The organism is Luteimonas panaciterrae, assembly GCF_020511115.1.
Classification (GTDB): Bacteria; Pseudomonadota; Gammaproteobacteria; order Xanthomonadales; family Xanthomonadaceae; genus Luteimonas; species Luteimonas panaciterrae.
This window is the reverse complement of the sequence record NZ_JAJAVH010000004.1, coordinates 1-22409: the sequence shown is the minus strand read 5'-3', so window position 1 is coordinate 22409 and position 22409 is coordinate 1. Positions and strand designations below refer to the sequence as shown.

Annotated in this window: 20 protein-coding genes and 1 tRNA gene; 9 read left to right on the top strand and 12 right to left on the bottom strand. The window is 66.1% G+C overall.

Annotated features, from left to right (window positions below):
* Positions 1-31: 31 nt before the first annotated feature.
* The 9 genes from hisIE to LG367_RS04915 all read right to left on the bottom strand — a co-directional run bounded on the left by hisIE (position 32) and on the right by LG367_RS04915 (position 7717).
* Complete coding sequence (gene hisIE / locus LG367_RS04955; protein ID WP_264179793.1) at positions 32-625, bottom strand: bifunctional phosphoribosyl-AMP cyclohydrolase/phosphoribosyl-ATP diphosphatase HisIE; 594 nt, start codon at positions 623-625, stop codon at positions 32-34.
* 126 nt (positions 626-751) lie between these two features.
* Positions 752-1540, bottom strand: a complete 789-nt coding sequence (hisF, locus tag LG367_RS04950) for an imidazole glycerol phosphate synthase subunit HisF (protein WP_226468128.1) — start codon at positions 1538-1540, stop codon at positions 752-754.
* On the bottom strand, positions 1534-2289 hold the full coding sequence (locus LG367_RS04945; protein WP_226468127.1) for a 1-(5-phosphoribosyl)-5-[(5-phosphoribosylamino)methylideneamino]imidazole-4-carboxamide isomerase: 756 nt from the start codon (positions 2287-2289) through the stop codon (positions 1534-1536). Before LG367_RS04945 ends, hisF begins: the two co-directional genes overlap by 7 nt.
* A complete protein-coding gene (gene hisH / locus LG367_RS04940; protein WP_226468126.1) occupies positions 2286-2900 on the bottom strand; it encodes an imidazole glycerol phosphate synthase subunit HisH in 615 nt (204 codons plus the stop codon). The genes LG367_RS04945 and hisH overlap by 4 nt, the downstream gene beginning before the upstream one ends.
* Positions 2901-2922: 22 nt before the next feature.
* On the bottom strand, positions 2923-4005 hold the full coding sequence (hisB, locus tag LG367_RS04935) for a bifunctional histidinol-phosphatase/imidazoleglycerol-phosphate dehydratase HisB (RefSeq protein ID WP_226468125.1): 1083 nt from the start codon (positions 4003-4005) through the stop codon (positions 2923-2925).
* On the bottom strand, positions 4002-5111 hold the full coding sequence (gene hisC / locus LG367_RS04930; protein WP_226468124.1) for a histidinol-phosphate transaminase: 1110 nt from the start codon (positions 5109-5111) through the stop codon (positions 4002-4004). The genes hisB and hisC overlap by 4 nt, the downstream gene beginning before the upstream one ends.
* Entirely contained in the window at positions 5108-6436 is a 1329-nt protein-coding gene (gene hisD, locus LG367_RS04925) for a histidinol dehydrogenase (RefSeq protein ID WP_226468123.1), read from the bottom strand. Before hisD ends, hisC begins: the two co-directional genes overlap by 4 nt.
* A 26-nt stretch (positions 6437-6462) precedes the next feature.
* Positions 6463-7377 (bottom strand): ATP phosphoribosyltransferase, encoded by a 915-nt coding sequence (gene hisG / locus LG367_RS04920; protein WP_226468122.1) that lies wholly within the window; start codon positions 7375-7377, stop codon positions 6463-6465.
* A gap of 10 nt (positions 7378-7387) precedes the next feature.
* Positions 7388-7717, bottom strand: a complete 330-nt coding sequence (locus LG367_RS04915) for a YerC/YecD family TrpR-related protein (RefSeq protein WP_226468121.1) — start codon at positions 7715-7717, stop codon at positions 7388-7390.
* 235 nt (positions 7718-7952) lie between these two features.
* On the opposite strand from LG367_RS04915, the gene LG367_RS04910 reads away from it, so the two are divergent.
* From LG367_RS04910 to LG367_RS04900, 3 genes are read left to right on the top strand one after another with little or no spacing between them, the layout of a single operon-like run.
* A complete protein-coding gene (locus LG367_RS04910) occupies positions 7953-9233 on the top strand; it encodes an OmpP1/FadL family transporter (protein ID WP_226468120.1) in 1281 nt (426 codons plus the stop codon).
* Between the two features lie 27 nt (positions 9234-9260).
* Positions 9261-9692 carry a YeeE/YedE family protein gene (locus LG367_RS04905; protein WP_226468119.1) on the top strand — a complete coding sequence of 144 codons (432 nt, stop codon included), beginning with the start codon at positions 9261-9263 and terminating at the stop codon, positions 9690-9692.
* Positions 9689-10135 (top strand): DUF6691 family protein, encoded by a 447-nt coding sequence (locus tag LG367_RS04900; RefSeq protein WP_226468118.1) that lies wholly within the window; start codon positions 9689-9691, stop codon positions 10133-10135. Before LG367_RS04905 ends, LG367_RS04900 begins: the two co-directional genes overlap by 4 nt.
* A gap of 46 nt (positions 10136-10181) precedes the next feature.
* Here LG367_RS04900 and LG367_RS04895 read toward each other — a convergent pair whose 3' ends face one another.
* The 3 genes from LG367_RS04895 to hisS are packed head-to-tail and all read right to left on the bottom strand — an operon-like array spanning position 10182 to position 13882.
* Positions 10182-10553 (bottom strand): hypothetical protein, encoded by a 372-nt coding sequence (locus tag LG367_RS04895; RefSeq protein WP_226468117.1) that lies wholly within the window; start codon positions 10551-10553, stop codon positions 10182-10184.
* 25 nt (positions 10554-10578) lie between these two features.
* Positions 10579-12465: an HAL/PAL/TAL family ammonia-lyase gene (locus LG367_RS04890; protein WP_226468116.1), complete on the bottom strand. Its 1887-nt coding sequence runs from the start codon at positions 12463-12465 to the stop codon at positions 10579-10581.
* Between the two features lie 13 nt (positions 12466-12478).
* Positions 12479-13882, bottom strand: a complete 1404-nt coding sequence (gene hisS, locus LG367_RS04885; protein ID WP_226468115.1) for a histidine--tRNA ligase — start codon at positions 13880-13882, stop codon at positions 12479-12481.
* Positions 13883-14162: 280 nt separating this feature from the next.
* Between hisS and LG367_RS04880 the strand changes: the two genes are divergently transcribed.
* The 6 genes from LG367_RS04880 (at position 14163) to LG367_RS04855 (ending at position 22367) form a co-directional block, all read left to right on the top strand.
* Positions 14163-14239: transfer RNA gene (locus LG367_RS04880), tRNA-Pro, on the top strand.
* 274 nt (positions 14240-14513) lie between these two features.
* Positions 14514-16565 carry a poly-beta-1,6 N-acetyl-D-glucosamine export porin PgaA gene (gene pgaA / locus LG367_RS04875; protein WP_226468114.1) on the top strand — a complete coding sequence of 684 codons (2052 nt, stop codon included), beginning with the start codon at positions 14514-14516 and terminating at the stop codon, positions 16563-16565.
* A 4-nt stretch (positions 16566-16569) separates the two neighbouring features.
* The gene (gene pgaB / locus LG367_RS04870) at positions 16570-18465 is read left to right on the top strand and encodes a poly-beta-1,6-N-acetyl-D-glucosamine N-deacetylase PgaB (RefSeq protein WP_226468113.1); all 1896 of its coding nucleotides are present in this window, start codon (positions 16570-16572) and stop codon (positions 18463-18465) included.
* Positions 18466-18472: 7 nt separating this feature from the next.
* Positions 18473-19720: a poly-beta-1,6-N-acetyl-D-glucosamine synthase gene (gene pgaC, locus LG367_RS04865; RefSeq protein ID WP_226468112.1), complete on the top strand. Its 1248-nt coding sequence runs from the start codon at positions 18473-18475 to the stop codon at positions 19718-19720.
* Positions 19717-20847, top strand: coding sequence for a poly-beta-1,6-N-acetyl-D-glucosamine biosynthesis protein PgaD (pgaD, locus tag LG367_RS04860; protein WP_226468111.1), 1131 nt, complete (start codon positions 19717-19719; stop codon positions 20845-20847). The genes pgaC and pgaD overlap by 4 nt, the downstream gene beginning before the upstream one ends.
* 257 nt (positions 20848-21104) lie before the next feature.
* The gene (locus LG367_RS04855; RefSeq protein WP_226468110.1) at positions 21105-22367 is read left to right on the top strand and encodes a CynX/NimT family MFS transporter; all 1263 of its coding nucleotides are present in this window, start codon (positions 21105-21107) and stop codon (positions 22365-22367) included.
* Positions 22368-22409: the final 42 nt, after the last annotated feature.

The following is a 22409-nucleotide window of genomic DNA, read 5'->3' as shown; positions in this document are numbered from 1 at the left end:
GCCCCTATCTACGGAACGTCATGCGCGAGCGCTAGCGCTCACGTTTCCGCAGAGCGGCCTCCAGATCGGCCAGGCCGAAGCCACGCGCGCGCAGCAGCACCAGCAGGTGGTAGGCGAGATCGGCGGCCTCGCCGAGCAGCGCGTCATCGCCCTCGGCAACCGCCGCCAGAGCCGTCTCCACGCCTTCCTCTCCCACTTTCTGGGCGATGCGGCGCGTGCCGCCTTCGAACAGGCGCGTGGTGTAGCTGTCGGTCGGACGCTCGCGCTCGCGGCGCTCGATCAGCGCGTCGAGCGCGCCCAGCTGCGAGCTCGGCGCCTCAGGAAAGCAACTCGTGCGCCCGAGATGGCAGGTCGGCCCGCGCGGATTTGCTTGCACCAGCAGAGTGTCGCTATCGCAGTCGGTCTCGACGGAAACGAATTCGAGCACGTGGCCGCTCTCCTCGCCCTTGGTCCACAACCGTTGCTTGCTGCGGCTGAAGAAGGTGACCCGTCCGCTCTGCAATGTCGTCTCGAGCGCCTCGCGGTTCATGTAGCCGAGCATGAGCACACGCAGGGTGCACGCATCCTGCACGATCGCCGGCAGCAGGCCGTCTTGCTTGTCCCAGGCCAGGGACTCGATATTCATAGGTCTTTCCATTTCAAAAAAGAGCGTCGATGCCTTCCATGGCGCAACAGTACCGTCTGCGGATGCTCTGCCCAGCCATCCATGGCCGGGCGTTCGGGAGCGCAGCGGACGCCTTGAAGGCATCCGCTAAGCGCGCGCTCCCTCACCATCACGCACCTCAATCCCAGCCTCGCGCAGTTCGCGCTTCAGCACGGGAATCGCGATCTGCCCACTGTGGAACACGCTGGCGGCGAGCGCGGCATCGACATCGGCGTCGCGGAACACTTCGATGAAATGCGCCGGCGCACCGGCGCCGCCAGAAGCCACCAGCGGCACATGGCACAACGCGCGCACGGCCTGCAATTGCGCGATGTCGTAACCGCCGCGCACACCGTCGCTGCCCATGCAATTGAGCACGATTTCGCCGGCACCGAGTTCCTGCGCTTCCACCACCCAATCGACGGTGCGCCTGGACAAGGCGCGCATGTTGTCCGGATCGCCGGTATGGCTGCGCACGCGCCACTGGCCGTCGCCGTCGCGCAGCGAATCGATCCCGACCACCACGCATTGCACGCCGAAGGCTTCGGCGATCTCGCCGATCAATGCCGGCCGTTCGAGCGCCGGTGTGTTGATCGAAATCTTGTCGGCGCCGGCATGCAGCACGGCGCGCGCATCCTCCACGCTGCGGATGCCGCCGGCGACGCAGAACGGAATATCGATCGACCGCGCCACGCGCTCCACCCAGCCGCGATCGACGCTGCGGCCCTGCGGGCTCGCGGCGATGTCATAGAACACCAGTTCGTCGGCACCTTCGTCTCGGTAGCGCATCGCCAGTTCGACGATGTCGCCCATGTCCACGTGATCGCGGAAACGCACGCCCTTGACGACACGGCCGTCGCGCACATCCAAACAAGGAATGATGCGTCGGCTCAGCACCGCAACGCCTGTGGCAAGTCGAACCTGCCTTCGAGCAGGGCCTTGCCGAGCACGATGCCCGCGCAACCGGCGCCGCGCGCGTCGCGCACGTCGTCCAGATCGCGGGCGCCGCCCGAGGCCTGCAATTCGAGTCGCGGCGCCCACTGCCGCAGCAGTTGATAAAGCTGCAGATTGGGGCCGGCCAGGGTGCCGTCGCGGGCGATGTCCGTGCACAGCAGGTGGCGCAAGCCGGAGCGCGAATAGAAGCGCACCAGATCGCCGAGGCTGCGGCGGCCGGGCTGGGTCCAGCCGTGGCTGGTGGGGAACCAGCGGCCATCCTGCCCGCACCAGGCGTCCAGGGCCACGGTCACGCGTTCGTTCCCGTAGCGGTTGATCCAGCGCACCACGCGATTGGGTTCGGTGACGGCAAGCGAACCGACCACGACGCGATCTGCGCCCTCCTGCAGCAGACGTTCGATGTCGGCCTCGCTGCGCACGCCGCCGCCGGTCTGGACCGAGAGCGGCGTTTCCGCCTTGAGCCGGCGCAGCAGATCGCCCAGCGTGTAGCCACCGTTGCGGGCGGCGTCGAGATCGACCAGATGCAGCCACTGCGCGCCCGCATCCGCATAGCTCTTGGCGAGCGTGAACGGGTCGTCGGCATAACGGGTTTCGCGCGCATAGTCACCTTGCGCCAACCGCACCACGCGTCCGGAACGGACATCGATGGCCGGGTAGATCTGGAAGGTCTCGCGCAGCACATATGCGTTCATGGTACCCATCGGATGAAGTTCTCCAGCAGCCGTGACCCAAGGGCCGAAGATCGTTCCGGATGGAACTGCGCGCCGAAATACAGTCCATGCCGGACGATGGCTGCGAAGGCCTCGCCGTGATGCGCGGTGGCCAGCACGCTGGTCCCCGACACGCCCACGTCGACCGGGGCGGCGTAGCCGTGCACGAAGTAGGCACGATCGCCGTCCCGGATGCCTTGCAACAGTCCATCTCCTGTAACGCAGGACAGGGCATTCCACCCCATGTGCGGAATGCGGATTCCCGGAGCCGGCCGCAACGCCTTCACCCGCCCCGGAAGCAGCCCCAGACAGGGGGTCTCCCCCTCCTCCGAGGACTCGTACAGCAGCTGCATGCCCAGGCAGACGCCTAGGAGCGGCACTTTCAGATCGCGCAGGGCCTCCACCAGCCCTTGGGCCCGCAGGGCGCGCATGGCCGGTGCAGCCGCGCCCACGCCGGGCAGGATCACCCGGTCGGCGCCGGCCAACTCGTCGGCGTCGCGGACGATGCGCGGGGTCACCCCGAGCCGCTCCAGGGCATAGCGCACGGAGCCGAGGTTGGCACCGCCCGCGTCGATCAGTGCGACATCCGTCACGCGCTCCCTCATGGCCGGCCCCTCACAGCTGACCCTTGGTAGTCGGCAATTCGGTGCCCTCACGCCGCACCGCCTGGCGCAGCGCGCGCGCGAACGCCTTGAAGCAGGCCTCGACCTGGTGGTGGTCGTTGTCGCCGCGCACCCGCAGGTTGAGGTTGAGGCCGGCGGCATCGCAGACGGAACGGAAGAAGTGCGGCACCAGTTCGGTGGGCAGATCGCCCACGCGCTCGCGCCGGAATGCGCCGTCGAAGACGAAATACGGCCGGCCGCTGAAATCCAGCGCCGCGCTGGCCAAGGTTTCGTCCATCGGCAGTGTGAAGCCGTAGCGGCCGATGCCGCGCTTGTCGCCAAGCGCCTCGCGCAACGCCTGCCCGAGCGCGAGGCCGGTGTCCTCGACGGTGTGGTGTTCGTCGATGTGCAGGTCACCGTCGGTCCGCACTTCCAGCGCGATGCCGCCGTGCTTGCCAATCTGTTCCAGCATGTGATCGAAGAACGGCAGGCCGGTGTGCACGCGCGGATCGGCGCTGCGATCGAGATCGAGCACGATACGGATCTTGGTTTCCTTGGTATCGCGCTGCACCGTCGCGCGTCGCGGCGCGTCGGCCAGTTCGTGGGCAATGGTGGCCCAGTCCCACTCGCCGCCGAACTGCGCCGTATGCAGCTGGAAGCCGCGAATGCCGAGATTCGTGGCGAACTGCAGATCGGTCTCGCGATCGCCGATCACCGCCGAGCGCGTCCAGTCGATGCTTCTGTCCTTCAGATACGGCAGCGCCAGCCCGATGCCGGGTTTGCGTGTCGGCGCGTTGTCCGCCGGGAAGCTGCGGTCGATCAGCACATCGCGGAACACGATGCCCTGGCTTTCGAGGATCTGCATCATCAATGCGTGCGGTCCGTCGAAGGCGGCTTGCGGGAATGCCTCGGTGCCGAGGCCATCCTGGTTGGTGACCATGATGAAGCGGTAACCGGCATCGCGCAGTTTCAACAGCGCCGGGATCACGCCGTCGACGAAGCGCAGCTTCTCGTAGGCATCGATCTGGAAATCGGCCGGCTCCTGGATCAGGGTGCCGTCGCGGTCGACGAACAGGACCGGTGTCTGCGTGGTCATGCCGCCGCCTCCCGCGTCACCGTTCCGCCCGCGGCAGAACAAGATTTCAACGCTGCCAACACTCGGTCGTTCTCCTGCGGCGTTCCGATCGTGATGCGCAAAGCGTCGCCGAGCTGCGGCGCCGCGCGCTGATCGCGCACCACCACACCCGCGCCCAACAGCGCGCGAAACGCCGTCTCCGCATCGCCGAAGCGTGCCAGCAGGAAATTGCCCTGCGACGGATAGACACGCTTCACGCCGGGCAACTTCACCAATGCCTCGCGCACACGCTCGCGCTCCGCGCGCACGAGCGCGACGCGCTGCCGGGTTTCCGCCAGCACCTGCGGCGATAGACCCGCCAGCGCAAGCTCCGCGCAAGGCGTCGGTACCGGATACGGAGCCTGACAGGCACGCAACACCGAGATCAGGGCCGGATCAGCGATCGCGCAACCAATCCGCGCGGCCGCCAGTGCGTGCGCCTTCGACAAGGTGCGCAGCACGACCAGATTCTCGCAGCGCGCCTGCAACGTCGTGGCGGACTCTGCTCCGGAGAACTCGCCGTAAGCCTCGTCCACCACCACCAGCGCCCGTCCCGCGAGCTTGTCCGCCAATGCCTCGATCTCCCGCAGCGCGAGCGCTTCGCCCGTCGGATTGCCGGGCGAACACAGAAACACCAGCTTCACCGGCTGCGACAACGCCGCATCGGCGATGGCATCGAAATCCGGAACGAATCCGGCTTCGCCATCACGCAAAGGAACTTCCAGCAAGGACGCGCCCTGCAACCGCGCGCTGACCGCGTACATGCCGAACACGGGTGGTGCGATCAGCACCGCATCGCGTCCCGGCACGCACAATGCGCGCACCAGCAGATCGATCGCCTCGTCGCTGCCACGGCCAATGAGCAAGCGCTCGGGCTCGCAGCCATACAGCGATGCCAGCGCGGCGCGCAAAGCGAGTGGCTGCGGATCGGGATAACGCCGGCTGGACGCCGTGGCATCGGCGGGATTCGCCCAGGCCGATTCGTTGGCGTTCAACCACACATCGCCGCGCAAGGCTTCGCTGCGTGCGGATTTGTAGCCGCCGAAGCCACGCAGATCAGGACGGACGAGATCGAGCAGCGTGCTCATCCCCTGGCCTCCCTGCGATCGTCCTGGCGCGCGACCGCTGGGCTCAATCGCAGCGACACCGCATTGGCGTGCGCATCGAGCCCTTCGGCCTCGGCCATCGTCACCGCATCCGGCCCGATGGCGTCGATGCCGGCGCGCGTGGCCGATTGCACGCTGACGAAATTCTGGAAACTGGCGACGCTCACGCCGCTGTACGCGCGTGCGGCTCCGTTCGTCGGCAGCACGTGATTGGTCCCGCTGCAGTAGTCGCCGAGCGCTTCCGGCGTCCAGTCGCCGAGGAACACCGAGCCCGCGGCCTGCACGCGATCGAGCCAGGCGCGCGGTTCGCGCAGCGCCAGGATCAGATGCTCGGGCGCGTAGGTATTGCTGATCTCGAAAGCTTGCTCCAGCGACTGCACCAGGATCAGGCGCGAGCGCAATAAGGATGTGCGTGCAATTTCAGCACGCGGCAGCTGAGCGAGCTGCTCGGCGAGCTCCGCCTCCACTCGCGACAACAAATCGGCATTGTCGGACAACAACAGCACCTGCGAATCCGGGCCGTGCTCGGCCTGCGACAACAGATCGGCCGCCACGAACGCCGGATTGGCGCCGCTATCGGCGATCACCAGCACTTCCGACGGCCCCGCCGGCATGTCGATCGCGGCGGCACCGGACTGCGCGACCTGCTGCTTGGCTTCGGTGACGTAGGCATTGCCCGGCCCGAACAACTTGTCGCATGTGGGCACCGATTCCGTGCCGAACGCCATCGCCGCGATCGCTTGCGCGCCACCCAGCTTGAAGACACGCGACACGCCGGTGAGCCTCGCCGCCACCAACACGGCGGGATCGGCGGTGCCGTCACGTCGCGGCGGCGTGCACAACACGGTTTCGCGGCAACCGGCGAGTTTCGCCGGCACACCCAGCATGAACGCCGTCGATGGCAGCGGTGCGCTACCCGCCGGCACGTACAGGCCGACGCGCGCGATGGGACGGATGACGCGTTCGCACACCACGCCCGGTGCGGTCTCCACGGCATATGGCTGTGTCATGCCGGCGCGGTGGAAAGCCTCGATGCGGCGCATGGCCGCCACCATCGCCGCGCGCAGTTCCGCGGGGACGCTCGCCTCGGCGGAATCGAATTCCTCGCCTTGCACTTCCAGTGACGGCAATGTCACGCCATCGAAGCGCGTTCCCAGCTCACGCAGCACCGCATCGCCGCCCTCGCGCACGCGCGCGAGGATGTCGGCCACTGCTTCCGTTGTCTGACGTGAAGTCGCTTGCGTGGCCCGCTGCAGCGCGTTCTCGCGCGCGGCGGCATCGAGCACGGCCCAATCGAGACGTGACACGGCGACTCCGGTTCGCATCGCCGCGTTCATGCCAATGTCCGCTCCACCGGCACCACCATCAGGCCGCGCGCGCCGGCATGCTTGAGGTCTTCCAGCCGTTGCCAGGTCATCGCGCCATGGCAGAGTGCTTGCAGCGCCAATGTATCGGCACCGTCCACCTGCATCATCGTCGGCGCTTCCGCATCCGGTAGCAGCTTGAGCAGATCCGGCACCGCGCTGCGTTGCGCCTGGAACAGCAACAGGCGGCTGTCCTTGAGCTTCAGCACGCCTTCCAGACGACGCAGCAGCAACTGCGCCAGTTCCGCGCGCGCATCCGCGAACGGTACCTGAGGACCGGCCAGCACCGCTTCGCTCTGCAGCAGCGTCGTCACGGGCTTGAGGTGATTGGCGGTCAGGGTCGCGCCACTCGATACGAGATCGCAGACCAGATCGGCCTGTCCAAGCCGAGGCGCGATCTCCACCGAACCGGACAGCGTGACCACCGTCGCCTGCACGTCCTGCTCGCGCAGCCAGTTCTGCAGCAGATAGGGATAACTCGTGGCGATGCGCCGTCCCTCCAGCTGCGCCGGTCCTTCCCACTGCCACTCCTCGGGAACGGCGATGTCGAGACGGCAGCCGCCGAAACCGAGCGCGCGCAATTCGAAGGCCACCTGCGGCAGTCCGCGCTCGGCGCGCTCGCCCGCCTGCTCGGTGAGCACGTTGCGGCCGACGATGCCGTAATCGCAGACGCCGTCGGCCAGCAGCCCCGGAATGTCGTCGTCGCGCACCAGCAGCAGGTCGACCGGCAGCGATTCGCCGTAGCAGAACAGCTTGTCGCGGCTTTCGCGCCACGACAGTCCGCACGAGGCCAGTAGCGCGCGCGCGGGCTCGCTGAGGCGGCCGGATTTCTGGATAGCGATGCGCAGACGATCGCGCGCGGTCGCGGCGGCAGTGAGACTCATATCGGATTCCTCAGTGCGACGCTTTCTGGCGCGAAGACGGTAGCTGACGCGCTGCGATGGCATAGCCGCCCGCACCGCGTTCGAGCGTGCGCGCGACCCGGCCGATGGTCGTCACGCTGACCTGGGTGCGCTCGTGGATTTCCCGGTACGGCACGCCTTCCAGCAGCAGCGGCACCACCCGCCAGCGGTCGACCATGGCTTCGATCTCGGCCGGCGTGCACAGGTCTTCCAGGAAGGCCGCGACGTCCTGCGGACGGCTCAGGCTGGCAAGCGTCCGCGCCAGCGCCTTGAAAGAGGCGTCGGCATCGCGTTCCGGCAGGGGTTCGAGTCGTTGTTTCATCGAATTAATGTATTAGCGTGTTAATACATTAATTCATGAAAACGGACTCGTCAAGCCGGTGATCCCGATCCGACAGCAGGTGTTGGCCCGGCGACGGATTTCTCATCCCCCTCACGTCTCTGAACAAAATCAAGCACATATATCCACGTCTTCTGTCGTGATGCAAAACAATGGTTTGGAGGGACTCACGCACGCGGCTATATCGGAATTCCCCACGTCGTAAACGAGGTTCCACATGCAAACGTCGGCATTCCTGCCGCGCCGCAAGGGCGCGCGCGGCCTGGGCATTCTCGCCCTGGCGATGGCATCCCTGCCCTTCAGCGCCTTCGCCACCAACGGGTACTTCAGCAATGGCCCAAGCGTGAAGTCGAACGGCCTCGGCGGCGCCGGCACCGCGTTCCCGGTCGATTCGCTGGCCGGATTCATCAATCCGGCCGGCATCCTGTTCGTCGGCGATCGCGTCGATGTCGGGCTGACCGTGTTCCGCCCGGATCGCTCCTCGACGATCGAAGGCAACGCGTTTGGCGCCGATGGCGAGTATTCCGGCAACGCCCGCGAATATTTCCTGCTGCCGGAGGCCGGCCACACCCATCGCATCAACGACGATGTGTCCTTCGGCCTCTCGCTCACCGGCAACGGCGGCATGAACACCGATTACCGCCGCAACCCCTATCGCGCCTTCGGCGGCCGCGGCTCGGCGGGCGTGAACCTGCAGCAGATCTTCCTCACACCGTCCCTGGCCTTCCGGGTGGGCGAACAGCAGTCGATCGGCATCGGCCTGAACTTCGCCGTGCAGCGCTTCTACGCGAAAGGGCTGGAAGGATTCGCCGGCGCATCGCTGGCGCCGGACAGACTCACCGGCAACGACTATTCCACCTCCACCGGCGTGGGCGTGCGCTTGGGCTGGACCGGCCGCTTCCTCGACGAGCGCTTGAGCTTCGGCGCGACCTGGGCCTCGAAGATCGAAGGCCATTTCGACGACTACGAAGGCCTGTTCGCCGAGAACGGTGGCTTCGACATTCCGCAGAACGCCAGCATCGGCGCCGCGTTCCGCGCCAATGACAAATTGACGTTGCTGGCCGACGTGCAGCGCATCTATTACTCGAAAACCAAATCCGTCGGGAATTCGCTGGCACCGCTCTTGCAAGGCCAGCCCCTGGGTGGAAAACAAGGACCAGGCTTCGGCTGGCGCGACATCGATGTCTACAAGATCGCCGCCAGCTACGACTATTCGCCGAGGCTCACGCTGCGGGCCGGTTTCAGTCATGCGGAGCAGCCGATTCCCGATGATCAGACCTTCTTCAACATCCTCGCGCCCGGCGCGGTGCAGGATCAGCTCAGTCTCGGCGCCACCTGGCAAACCGGCGAACGCGGCGAGTTCAGCATCTACTACAGCCACGCGTTCGAGAAGGAAGTGAACGGACGCGGCTCGATCCCGCAGCCGTTCGGCGGCGGCGAGGCGGACATCCAGCTGAGCGAGGATTCGCTAGGCTTCGCGTATGCGTGGAAACTGTAGTCCGCACTTCCTGGCGAGCTTCCGCTGATGGCTTCATTCACACCCGTGAGTGCCCTGCTGGGCGGCCTGTTGATCGGCGCCGGCGCGAGCTGGCTATTGCTTGTGCTCGGCCGCGTCGCCGGCATCAGCGGAATCGTCGGCAGCCTGCCGCTGTCGCGCGGTTTCGAGTTCGCCTGGCGTGCGCTGTTCCTGCTTGGCCTGATCGCGGGCGCCGCGCTGCTGTATCGGCTCGGCGTGCCGGCGCCGCTCGGTCGTGCCGGCGTACCGGCTTGGCTCCTGATCGTCTCGGGCCTGCTGGTGGGATACGGCACGGCCATGAGCAATGGCTGCACCAGCGGCCACGGCGTCTGCGGGCTGGCGCGCCGCTCGCCGCGCTCGCTGGTCGCGACCGTGATCTTCCTCGGCGTCGGCCTGCTGACGGCGAGCGTGCTGCGTCATCTTCCGGAATGGCTGGGATGAGCACATCGCGCGCGCTGTCCGCCGTCTTTGGCGCGGGTCTCGTGTTCGGCGCCGGGCTGGCGCTGTCCGGCATGACGTTGCCGGAGAAGGTGCTGGGATTCCTCGACCTCGGTGGTCATTGGGATCCCAGCCTCCTGTTCGTGCTGGGTGGCGCGGTCGGTGTCGCCGGCGTTCTGTTCCCGCTGATCCTGCGACGCCGGGCACCATTGCTGGCGACGTCCTTCGAGCTGCCACTCGCCACCCGCATCGATCGCCCGCTGGCGATCGGCGCCGTGTTGTTCGGTCTCGGCTGGGGATTGAGTGGCTACTGTCCCGGACCCGCGATCGCCCTACTCGCCGCCCTGCCCGGCAGCGGTCGCGAGGCCGCGTTATTCCTGCCGTCCCTGCTGGCGGGCGCGCTGGCATGGCGATTGAGAGCCGGCCGCGCGAACGGAGCATCCTGATCGCGACGACGGCGTCTCATCGATCCCGCCATCCGCGGCGACTCGATCAGTCGCGCGGACGCTGCTTTCCGATCTGCTCATAGGCCAGCCAGACCAGCACGACACCCGTCAACGCGCCGATGATTTCGAGCAATACACGCAGCCCGAGGCGATCGGGATCGTGGATGCCGGCCAGCGCTTGCTGCGCGTAGGCCGGCGAACCCGGATTGACGAAGAACAGCGACACCAGATGCCGCAGATCGATACCGGCGCTGATGAGCACCGACGCGAAGGACGCCCAACCGATCACATGGCCGGTGTCCAATCCCATCAAGCGGCACAACGGCCGCCAGATCAGGCAAATCACCGCACCGATCGCGAACGCGATCGCCCCCGCCTCCAGCACGCCCAGCCAACCGTAGTGCAGCGTCAAGTTCATGGCGAGCTTGCCTCGTGTGATCCGATCATGCGTGCAGGGCCGTGAGAACCGTATCGTCGGCGACCAATCGCACCGCCGCCGCCACGTCGGCGTCGAGCGCGCGGTCCTGGTCGAGGAAGGCGATCTCGCGACGGATCACCGCATGCGCGGTCGCCACCGCGGCGCCCGGATGGAAGGCGTCGGCGGCGGCCAGTTCCGCGCGCAGCGCTTCCACTTCGGCGAGGAATCCGGCGTAGTCGGGATGATCCGGCGCCGGACCGCCCTGCACCTTCGCGGCGAACGTGCGGGCGTCGGCGCGGTCGGCGAGATCGCGCGCGGCGTTGATCATGTCGCGGCGCAGATCCAGCGCCTGCGCGGCGGTCATCAGTTCGAGCGCGAGCACCTTGCCGAGGTCGTCGGCCATCGCCAGCACATGGCGCGCCTCGTTGGCGCCCATCGAAACATGATCCTCGGCATTGGCCGACGTCGGAATCGAGTACACGCTGGCCGGATGCGCGCGGCTGGCCAGATCGTTGACGATCGCCGCCGCGGTGTACTGCACGATCATGAAGCCGGATTCGGTGCCGTCCTCGTTGCCGATCAGGAAAGCCGGCAGGCCGTCGTTGGTGGCCGGATCGACCAGCTTGTTGAGGCGCCGCTCGCTGATCGAGGCCAGCACCGGGATCGCCGCCTTCACGTAACTCATCGCCAGCGCCAACGGCATGCCGTGGAAATGACCGGCGGAGATCACCTGCTGCTCGACGTGCTCGGCCTGCTTGTCCGGGAACACCAGCGGATTGTCGGTAACTGCGTTGAGTTCGATGTCGAACACGCGCTTGGCTTGCGCCACCGCGTCGCGCACCGCGCCGTGTACCTGCGGGATGCAGCGCAACGAATAACTGTCCTGCGGCTGATGTTTCTTGCCGCCGCGGAACGGCTTGAAGCGCTTGTAGAACTTCTCGCGGCCGTGACGCTGGCCGAACGGCACCCAGTCCCAGCCGATATCGAAGCTGAGCTGTTGCGCTTCCGGTGTGTCCCAGCTCGCGGGCAGCCATTGCCGGAAGCGTGGCACCAGGTGATACGGAATGTCTGCGAGCGTAGAACCGCCGAGCAGCTCGCGCAGATGCGCCGCGACATGCACCTGTCCCGGATGCGGGCGCAGCGCATGCACTTCCTCGGCGAACGCGCCAAGGCGTCCCGCGAAAGCATCGATGGTCATCACCGCGGCGAGATCGGCCGTGTCGAGCAGCTCCTCCATCCGCTGCACCGCAAGTACACCGCTTGCAAGCATCTGCGCGGTTCCGTTGTTCAGCGCCAGGCCTTCCTTGTAGGACAGCGACACCGGTTCCAAGCCTGCGCAACGCAGCGCTTCGGCGCCGGGGAGGCGCTCGCCGCCGTAGAACGCTTCGCCGCCACCCAGCAGCACGATCGCCAGATGCGACAGCGGCGCGAGATCGCCCGACGCGCCAACCGAGCCCAGCGCCGGCACCACCGGCACGATTCCGGCGTTGAGCATCGCCGCCAGCGCCTGCAGCGTCTGCACGCGGATGCCGGAGTGGCCGTGTAGCAGCGTGTTGATGCGAATGCAGAGCATCGCGCGCACCACCTCGGTCGCGAGCGGCTCGCCGACACAGACCGCGTGCGTGACGATCAGCTTCTGCTGCAGCTCCGCGTGCAGCGAACGGCCGGAAGGCGCGGCTCCCGGCAACTCATCGCGCAGCGGATGCGCGCCCAGCAGCTTGTCGGCATTGCTGCCGAAGCCGGTGGAGACGCCGTAGATCGGTTCTTCGCGGCGCACTTGTTCGGCGAGGAAATCCGCCGCGCGGGCCACCGCCGTCAGCGCGCCCTCGTCCAACGCCACCTGCGCGCCATGCGCCACCGCGCACAGCTGCGCGCGCGTGAGCGAGCGTCCATCGAGTCGAATCGCTTTCATCTGGACCTCATGCTCAGGATTGTGGCGACGCGCGCAGTTGCAGCTTGGCCTGTTCCAACCTGGCCTGTTCCAGCTCGGTGCGCAGCGCCGAGGCGATCTCGGCATCGGCCACTTCGAACTGTTCGCCACGGCGCAGATCGCGCACCGTCACCACACCCTTCGCGGCTTCGTCCTCGCCACGGATCACCACGAAACGGATACCGGCGCGATCGGCGTATTGCAGTTGCTTCGCCAACTTGCGCGGCTCCTGCTGGGTTTCGACATTGAGCCCGGCCGCGCGCAGGCGCTGCGACAAAGCCAGCGCGTGATCGAGCGCGGAGTCGTCGAGCAGCGAGACCAGCACGTGCACCGAACTTTCCGCGGTCGCGATCAGGCCGGCTTCGCGCAGCTGCCAGAACAGGCGCGTCAGGCCGATCGAGATGCCGACGCCCGGCAGCTTCGACTTGCTGTAATGGCTGGCGAGATTGTCGTAGCGGCCGCCGGAGCAGATCGAACCGATCTGCGGATGCGCATCGAGCTGCGTCTCGTACACCATGCCGGTGTAGTAATCGAGGCCGCGCGCGATCGACAGGTTGATCGCATAGTTCGACTCCGGCACGCCCATCGCGCGCAGCCGCTGCAGCAGCGCGCGCAATTCGTCGCGGCCTTCCTCGAACAGCGGCGTTCCGGCACCAAGCGCGTCGAGCTTCGCCAGCGCATCGTCATGATTGCTGGAACGCACACGCGAGAACGTCATCAGGCGGTCGATCACCTCATCAGACAGGCCGAAGCCTTCTCCGGCCAGCGTCGCCCGCACCGCATCCTCGCCGCGCTTGTCGAGCTTGTCGATCTCGCGCAGCACCGCGACCTGCTGATCGTCGGCGATGCCCTGCCCCTCGAAGAAGCCGCGCAGCAGCTTGCGATGGTTGAGCTGGATGGTGAACTCGCCGATGTTCAAGGCGGAGAACACGGCGTGGATCACCGCGGGAATCTCGGCGTCATAGCGCGGCGACAGCGCATCCTTGCCGATCACGTCGATGTCGCACTGGTAGAACTCGCGGAAGCGGCCGCGCTGCGCACGCTCGCCTCGGTAGACACGCTGCATCTGGTAGCGGCGGAACGGGAAGGCCAGTTCGTGCTCGTGCTCGGCGACGTAGCGCGCCAGCGGCACGGTGAGGTCGAAGCGCAGTGCGAGCTCGGGCAAGCCGTCACCCGCCTTCTCCAACGCGCCGGTGGACTGCACGAAATACACCTGCCGCTCGGTCTCGCCACCCGACTTGGTCAGCAGCACTTCCGACAGCTCGAACACCGGCGTCTCCACCGGCAGGAAGCCGAAGCGCTCGAACGTGGTGCGGATGGTGTCGAGCATGCGCTGGAACGCGATCTGGTCGCGGGGCAACAGCTCCAGGACGCCCGGGGGCGTGCGTGGCTTGATCAAGGGGAGGACTCCGGCGCAGATCGTCTGCGCATTGCTGCCTACAGTTTAACGTCGCGGGGCTCGCGCTTGGCATCACGCCGGCCGGACATCCGCTGCATCCGGCGCGATGGCACGGAGAATCAACGCGGCTGACCACGCCGGCGGAACCCGCGCAAGGGCGACGCGCCCCGCATGCGTGGCGCCGGGTCGAACACCCGCGATCTTCCCGCCGGCACCGGAATGCGAACGAACGCTTGCCCGACCCCACCCCGCATCTCTACAATGCGCGGCTCACCCAAGTCGGGGTGTAGCTCAGTCTGGTAGAGCGCTACGTTCGGGACGTAGAGGTCGCAGGTTCGAATCCTGTCTCCCCGACCATCTTCTTGATTTCTCCTCCCGCCCCTCTTCGAATTCCACGGACGCGTATCCACGCGTCTACCCGGGGCGTGGCTCTGTGATTGGGTTCTCTGCGCGCTCACACCGGTCGTGTGACGATATCCAGGCGTCAAGTGGTTCATGTTTGTGAAGATTCGAAAGCCTGAGTTCAGACTTCGTTGACGATTTCTGGCTTACTCTGACGAATTGTGTGACTTAAGTCGCATTTCATAACTCGCCGCAACACGCTGGGGCTCCAATGCCGACTTTTCCATCGATGTGCCGCCTCGCACTGGCGGTTGCGCTCGCGACCGCTGCCGCCTCGCCCTCCTGGGCACAGTCCGGCACCGGCCAGCCCTCGGGCCTAAACAGCGCTCTTTCCGAGATCCGGCAATTGCGCGACCAGAAGCAGTGGCTCCCCGCCCTCTCCCTGATCGAGCAGACCGCGGCCAAGTATCCGGACGACGACACGCTTTACGTCCTGCGCGTCCACACCCTGAGCGAGATCGGCTCCCGCGAGCGCGCCTGGCAGCTGTATCAGGCCAAGCCGCAGCTGTTCAGCGCCGAGGAGGCGCAGCGCATCGAGCTCGATCGTCTGGCACGGCTCACCTCCGCCAGCGAATACTTCGTCGCCGACGAAACCCGGCGCCTCGAGGAGGCCCGCGCCGTCGAAGCGGCCAATCAGGACTATCTCAAGCGTGCCGGGATCGATGCGTCGCAAATGCCGTTGCGCATGCGCTACGACCGGCTGGACCTGCTCAACAGGCTCGAACGCCATCGCGAGGTGGTCGAGGAATACGAGAAGCTGCGCGCCGAAGGATATGACATCCCGGGCTACGCGATGATCCCGATCGGCGCCTCGCTGATGGATCAGAAGCGGCCGAAGGAAGCGATTCCGGTCCTGGAAAAAGCCATCGAGGCAATCCCGGACGACAATCCGAAGAAAGTCCAGTACAAGATCATGCACGCCTACGCGCTCATGGAAGCCGAGCGCTTCGATCTCGCCCAGCCCGAGCTCAAGGCGCTGGTCGAGGCGAATCCCGACTGGCGCACCGTACCCGGCGCCCCGCTGCCCTACGAGAACTGGGATCGCTACCACGCCGAGGTCAACGAAGCGATGGTGCGCTCCTACGCGGGCGACCTGACCGGCGCGCAGAAGACGCTGGAAACCATGAGTGCCTATGGCCCGGATGATTCCGGCGTGCAGTCCTCGCTCGGTTCGATCTACGATCGCCGCGGCTGGCACGAACGCGCGCTGGAACGCCATCGCATCGCCAGCACGCTCGATCCACAAAGCATCGATGCCCGCACAGGACAAGTCGAATCATTGCTGGAATTGCAGCGCGTCGAACAGGCGCGTCCGATCTACAACGAATTGCAGACGGTCTATCCCGACACCCTGCAGTCACGCACCCTGCGCGACCGCTGGAACCAGAACGTGGGCTGGCAGTGGCGCGCATTCGCGGCCTGGGGCCGCAGCGACAGCAACGGCAGCAGCAACGTCTCGCCAGTCGGTTCGCGCGATGGCGTCTATGGCATCGAGGCGGAAACTCCGCTGCTGGGCGACCGCTGGCGTCTCACCGCCGGCTACGCGGACCGCTACGCCGACTTCAACGACCGCCGCATCCACGATCGCCGCGGCGCTTTTGGCGTGCGCTACACCTATGACCGCCTCGACGTGCACCTGCAGGCCAACCGTTCCCACGACGACCTCGACAACACCGGCGCCAGCCTCGATGTCGGCTGGCGCTTCAGCGACGTCTTCGACGCCGGCCTGACGCTGCGCAAGTACGACCCGGAAGCCTCCCTGCAGGCCCGCGCGTTCGGCATCACCGCCGACTCCGCCGCGCTTTCCGCCAATTGGCATCCGAGCGAACTCACCACGGTGCAGGCCAGTGCGCAGGCCTATCGTTTCGACGACGGCAACCGCCGCCAGTCGCTGGGCGTGAACCTCGACCAGCGACTGGTCACGCGACCGCATTTCCTGCTCAACGGCCTGGCCTCGATCTACACCAGCCGCGGCACGCGCGACGACGCGCCCTACTTCAACCCCTCGCGCGATGCCTCGCTGGAATTCGGCGTGCGCGCCGACCAGATCGTGTGGCGCGAGTACGAGCGCTATTTCCGCCACCGCCTGACGGTGACGGTCGCGCCCTACTGGCAGGAGGATTACGGAACCGCCTGGGTGCCATCGCTGCGCTACGAACACGAATGGCAATTCGCGACCGGCCAGGTGCTGGTCTACGGCGTCAACTGGTCGCGCCCGGTCTACGACGGGCAGCGTGAGCGTCATCTTGGCTTCGATGCCGAATTCCGTTGGGGTAAATAAGATCATGCATCGTCATCGTTTCCTGAGACCGCTCGGCCTGCTGTTGCTGCTGCTCGGCCTGCTGCCCGTCGGCGGCATCGTGGCCGCAGCCGAAACGGCTACGCAGCCGGAGCCGCTGCTGGTGCTGAACTATCACGACGTGCGTGACGACGTCGCGCCGCATGGCGATCCCGACCAGTTCGCGATCAGCACGCAGAACTTCATCGGCCACCTCGACTGGCTCAATGCGCAGGGCTATCACCCGGTGAGCCTGCAGCAGGTCATCGACGCCTCGGCCGGCCGCGCCAAGCTGCCGAGCAAACCGGTGCTGCTCACCTTCGACGACGGCCTGCGCAGCGTGTACAGCAAGGTGTTCCCGTTGCTGCGCGCCTACAACTACCCGGCATTGGTCGCCGTGATCACGGCATGGGTCGATCTGCCTCAAGGCCAGACCGTGCAGTTCAGCCGCCCGATGGGCCACGACGATTTCGTCACCTGGGAACAGCTGCGCGAAATGCAGGATTCCGGGCTGGTCGAGGTCGCATCGCACACAGACAACATGCACCAGGGCCTGCTGGCCAATCCGCAAGGCAACCAGCGCCCGGCGGCAGTCACGCTGCTCTACGACTCGGCCAACGGCAAATACGAGGATGAAGACGCCTATCGTGCCCGCATCGGCGCCGACCTCGCCCGCAGCCGCGACAAGATCAAGCAGCACCTCGGCCGCGCGCCGCGTTCGCTGGTCTGGCCGTATGGCGCCGAGAACGGCGTCGCCAACGACACTTCCAAGGAATTGGGCATGACCGCGACCTTCGACCTCGAAGGCCGCACGACCTGGCTGGATCACGGGCTGGAAGGCCTCGGCCGCATGCTGATCACCAACAATCCGACCGCCGCCGATCTGGCTGTCGACCTGCGCCGCGATCTGCGCCTGGACGGCATCCGCGCCGTGCAGGTGGATCTGGATTCGGTCTACGACGCCGACCCGCAGCAGCAGTCGCGCAACATCGATGCGCTGATCGAACGCATCAAGCAGATCGGCCCCAACTACGTGTTCCTGCAGGCCTTCGCCGACCCCGACGGCAACGGTTCCGCCGACGCGCTGTATTTCCCGAACAGCTATCTGCCGATGCGCGCCGATCTCTTCAGCTTCGTCGCCTGGCAGTTGCAGACGCGCGCGCAAACCCAGGTCTATGCCTGGCTGCCCGTGCTCGGTTTCGAACTGCCGGATGCGGACAAGCGCCGCGAGCTCGGCATCGCCAATGCCGATTCCAAGGACGTCTATCGCCTCGACTTCACCAAGCCGGAAGCGCGCAAGATCATCGAAGGCATCTACGATGAAATGGCCGCCAGCAGCAGCTTCCAGGGCCTGCTGTTCCATGACGATGCCTTCCTGCGCGACAACGAGCTGCCCTCGCTGGGCAACGATCCCGCAAAGCGCACGCAGGCGCTGATCGATTTCACGCTCGATCTGAGGAACACCGCCGAACACTGGCGCTCGAAGCTGAAGACGGTGCGCAATCTGTACGCGCGCACCGTGATCGATCCCGCCAGCGAGGCCTGGTTCGCGCAGCGGCTGGACACGTTCAACCGTTACTACGACTACACCGCGCTGATGGCGATGCCGTGGCTGGAAGGCAGCGGCGACCGTCCGTGGAGCTGGATGCAGCACCTGGCGAAAATGGTCGGCGAGCATGATCCGAAGTTCGACAAGACCATCTTCGAACTGCAGACGGTGGACTGGAACAGCCGCAAGCCGATCGCGGACAAGACCCTGCTGGAGCAGGCACGCAAGCTGAAAGCGATGGGCGTTCGCCATCTGGCCTGGTATCCGGACGATTTCATCGCCAACAGACCGCGTCTGGAGACGGCCCGCGAGATCATTTCCTCGCGCGGGTTCCCCTACCCCTTAAGGAGATAAAGCCAAGATGGCGCCGGTGATTGCCCTGCTGTTCCAGTTCGCGTTCCTGTACCCGATCGTGATGTCCTTCTTCTGGATTTCCGGCGGTCTGTACTACTACTTCCGTCGCGAACGGAAAGAGCGGCCACGCATCGAGCCGCCGCCTCTGGCGTCCACGCCGCTGGTCTCGGTCCTGATCCCCTGCTTCAACGAGGGTGAACAGGTCCGCGAGACCATCAGCGCCGCGCTCGCGCAGCGTTATCCGGATTTCGAAGTCATCGCCATCAACGATGGCAGCAAGGACGACACGGCCGAGCAACTCAATCAGCTCGCCGCGCAGCACGAGCGGCTGCGCGTGGTCCACCTCGACCGCAATCTCGGCAAGGCCAACGCCATGCGCATGGGCGCGCTGGCGGCGCGTTCGGAATACCTGGTCTGCATTGACGGCGACGCCCTGCTCGACGAGTACGCCGTGCATTGGATGGTGTGGCATCTGATGTCGGGGCCGCGCGTGGGCGCGGTGACCGGCAATCCGCGCATCCGCAACCGCTCCACCCTGCTCGGCCGCCTGCAGGTGGGCGAGTTCTCCTCGATCATCGGCATGATCAAGCGCGCACAACGCGTGTACGGACGGCTGTTCACGGTCTCGGGCGTGATCAGCGCGTTTCGTCGTACCGCCCTGCATCGGATCGGCTACTGGTCCGACGACATGATCACCGAGGACATCGACATCAGCTGGCGCCTGCAGATGGACCATTGGGACATCCGCTACGAGCCGCGCGCGCTGTGCTTCATCCTGATGCCCGAAACCCTCAAGGGCTTGTGGAAGCAGCGCCTGCGCTGGGCCCAGGGCGGCGTCGAGGTCATGCTACGCCATACCAGTGACCTGCTGAGCTGGCGCAAGCGCCGCATGTGGCTGGTGCTGTTCGAATACCTGCTCAGCGTGGTCTGGGCCTACATCATGGTGTTCATCATGCTGCTGTGGGCGATCGGCCTGTTCGTGCAGATGCCCGCGCAGTTGGAAGTGCGCAGCATCCTGCCGTCGTGGCATGGCGTGATCCTGGCCATGGTCTGCCTCACCCAGTTCGCGGCCAGCCTGATCATCGACCGCCGCTACGAAGCGCGCGTCGGCCGCAACTACTACTGGATGATCTGGTATCCGATCGCATACTGGCTGCTCAGCCTGCTCACCACGGTCACCGCCGTGCCGAAGACGCTGCTGAAGCGGCGCCGGCAACGCGCGACCTGGGTCAGCCCGGACCGGGGGTTGCGATGAACGCCGCCCGGGGAAAATTCGATCCGCGCATCATCAGCAAGCCGAGTGCTCAACCTACCCTGCACCGCTCCTTCTTCGGCATCATCACCGCCGCGTTCTGGGCGTTGTATCTCTATCTGTGGCTGCCGCTGCTGACGCTGGTGCTGTGGCTGTTCGGCATCCGCACCACCATCTTCGAGCTGTACCTGCGCGAGCACCAGATCGATCCGTTCCTGATCCTGGCGCTGCCGTTGATCGCCATCGCGGCAACCGTCCTGCTGATCCTATGGGCGGAGTACAACCGCTGGCGCTTCAAGGACAAGGAACGGCGGAGCCCGCAGGCCGATATCACGCTCGATCGGGTCGCCGCCGCGCTGCACGCGACGCCGGAGATCGCCGCCGAACTCAACAGCGGCCGCATCTCGATCCTGCACATGGATCAGGAGCGCGCCTTCCCGCTGTCGGTGACGGCCGTCGCGCCGACCGCGCCGACAACACCCTCCCCGCCACCCGCGCCACCCGCCGAATCACGGACGCTGTTGCCGGGAACGAAGTCGAGCCGCTGGCTGGTGCCGTTGGGCCTGCTCCTGATCGCCGTTGCGGTCGGCGCACTGGTGCTGATCTCCCATACCTATACCGATCCGGTCCTGCATCGCCCGGTCCCGCAGGGCACCAGTGCGTTCGCGGAGGCCACCAAGGAACTGCAGGCGGCCATCGACGAGGCACAGCGACAGACGCAGGTTTTGCAGCAGGCACAAACGCCGCCGCAGAACACCGTCGAGCCGCAGGCGGAGAAGAAGGTCGTCGCCAAGCAGACCGAGACCAAGAAGCCGAAGAAAGAGAAGAAGGACAAGAAACCACGTCCGACGACGACGGCAGCCAAGCCGATTCCGGGCCAGAGTCCGAAGCCGCCCTACCCGCGCGAGGCATTGCGCGGAGGCGAAGGCGGTCTGGTGGTGTTGCGCGTGACGGTCAGCCCGGATGGCAGACCGACGAAGGTCGATTTCGCGCGTCGCAGCCGCGTGCGCGAACTCGATCGCGTTGCGCACGACACGGTCATGCGCTGGCGCTTCACGCCGGCCGTGCGCAACGGCAAGCCGGTCGCATCGACGGTATTGGTGCCGGTGGAATTCACGCCGGATCGCTGATCGCGGCCCCGATGGGAAAGCACGATCGGAAAGTCCGCAACACTCCGTTGCGGCTTTCCCGACGTGTTCGTCACATACCCCGGTTAAACTGATACTGGAGTATTCCCGGACATTTCCGTCCGGCCGACTCCCATAGACGAATTCTTCTCGCAGATGCGCGATTCCGCGTATCCGTGCAATCTTATAGATGGCATCCGTCACGCATGGTCCGGCGACTCCGTGGCCATCCTTGCTCGGATGCATTCGAGTTCTTATCCATGACCCGCTTGACAACATCTCCTAGTGCCATCGCAACACCCCAGGTGAAGGGCGCGGCACTGGTGCTGGCCGGCATCGCCCTGTCGGCGTTCAATCTGCGCACGGCCGTCACTTCGTTGACGCCGCTGCTCGATTCGTTGGGACATACGTTCGGGTTCAGCGCCACCGTCGCCGGCGTCTTCGGCATGCTGCCCACCGCCTCGTTCGCACTGCTCGGCGTGACGACACCCTCGATCGCGCACCGCCTCGGCCTGGAGCGCACCGCGCTGCTGTCGATGCTGCTGGCCGCGGCCGGCCTGATCCTGCGCTCGTTCGCCGGCAACATCGGCGTGCTCATGCTCGGCTCGATCATCGCCCTCGCCGGCATGGGCATCGGCAACGTGGTGCTGCCGCCGTTGGTGAAGCGCTATTTCGCCGATCGAGTCGGCACGATCAGCACGATCTACCTCACCGTGCTGCAGGCTGGCACCATTCTGCCGGCATTGCTCGCCGTACCGCTCGCCGACGCCGCCGGCTGGCGCTGGTCGATGGGCATCTGGGCCGTGACCGCGCTCATCGCCGCCGTGCCGTGGGTCGGCGTGCTGATCGCCGAACGACGCAAGTCATCGGCGCTGGCGCAAGTCCATGATCATGCCTGCAAGGATGGCGACGAAGCACCCGAGCTGACCGCTCCGCCCGTGCGCGGCAAGGCTTGGCGCTCACCGATCGCCTGGGGCCTGGCGCTGATGTTCGGCACCACCTCGCTGATCACCTACTCCATGTTCACCTGGTTGCCGAAGCTGCTGACCGAAGCCGGCGCCACACCCGCTTTCGGTGGCGTGATGGTGGCGCTGTTCTCCACGCTCGGCCTGTTGAGCGCCCTGGGCATGCCGGCACTGGCCGTGCGCGTGCGCAATCCTTTCCCCCTGATCCTCGCATGCGCGGCCTGCCACGTGACCGCATTCGCCGGCCTGCTGTTCGCGCCCATGCTGTTGCCGGCGCTGTGGGTGGCACTGCTCGGCCTCGGACCATCGACGTTCCCGCTGGCATTGACGTTGATCAATCTGCGCACGCGCACACCGGCCGGTTCATCGGCATTGTCCGGTTTCATGCAGGGGCTGGGCTATGCCTTGAGCTGCCTGGGTCCGCTGCTGTTCGGTGTGCTGCACGAATACACCCACGGCTGGACGTGGCCGTTCGCGATGCTGCTGGTCGCGGTGGGTGTGCTGTTGATCGGCGGCTGGATGGCATCGCGGCCGCGGATGCTTGAAGATACTTGGTAGATCTTGTCTTGAGTACGCTCGTGGTGACGGCAGTTGAGTGCT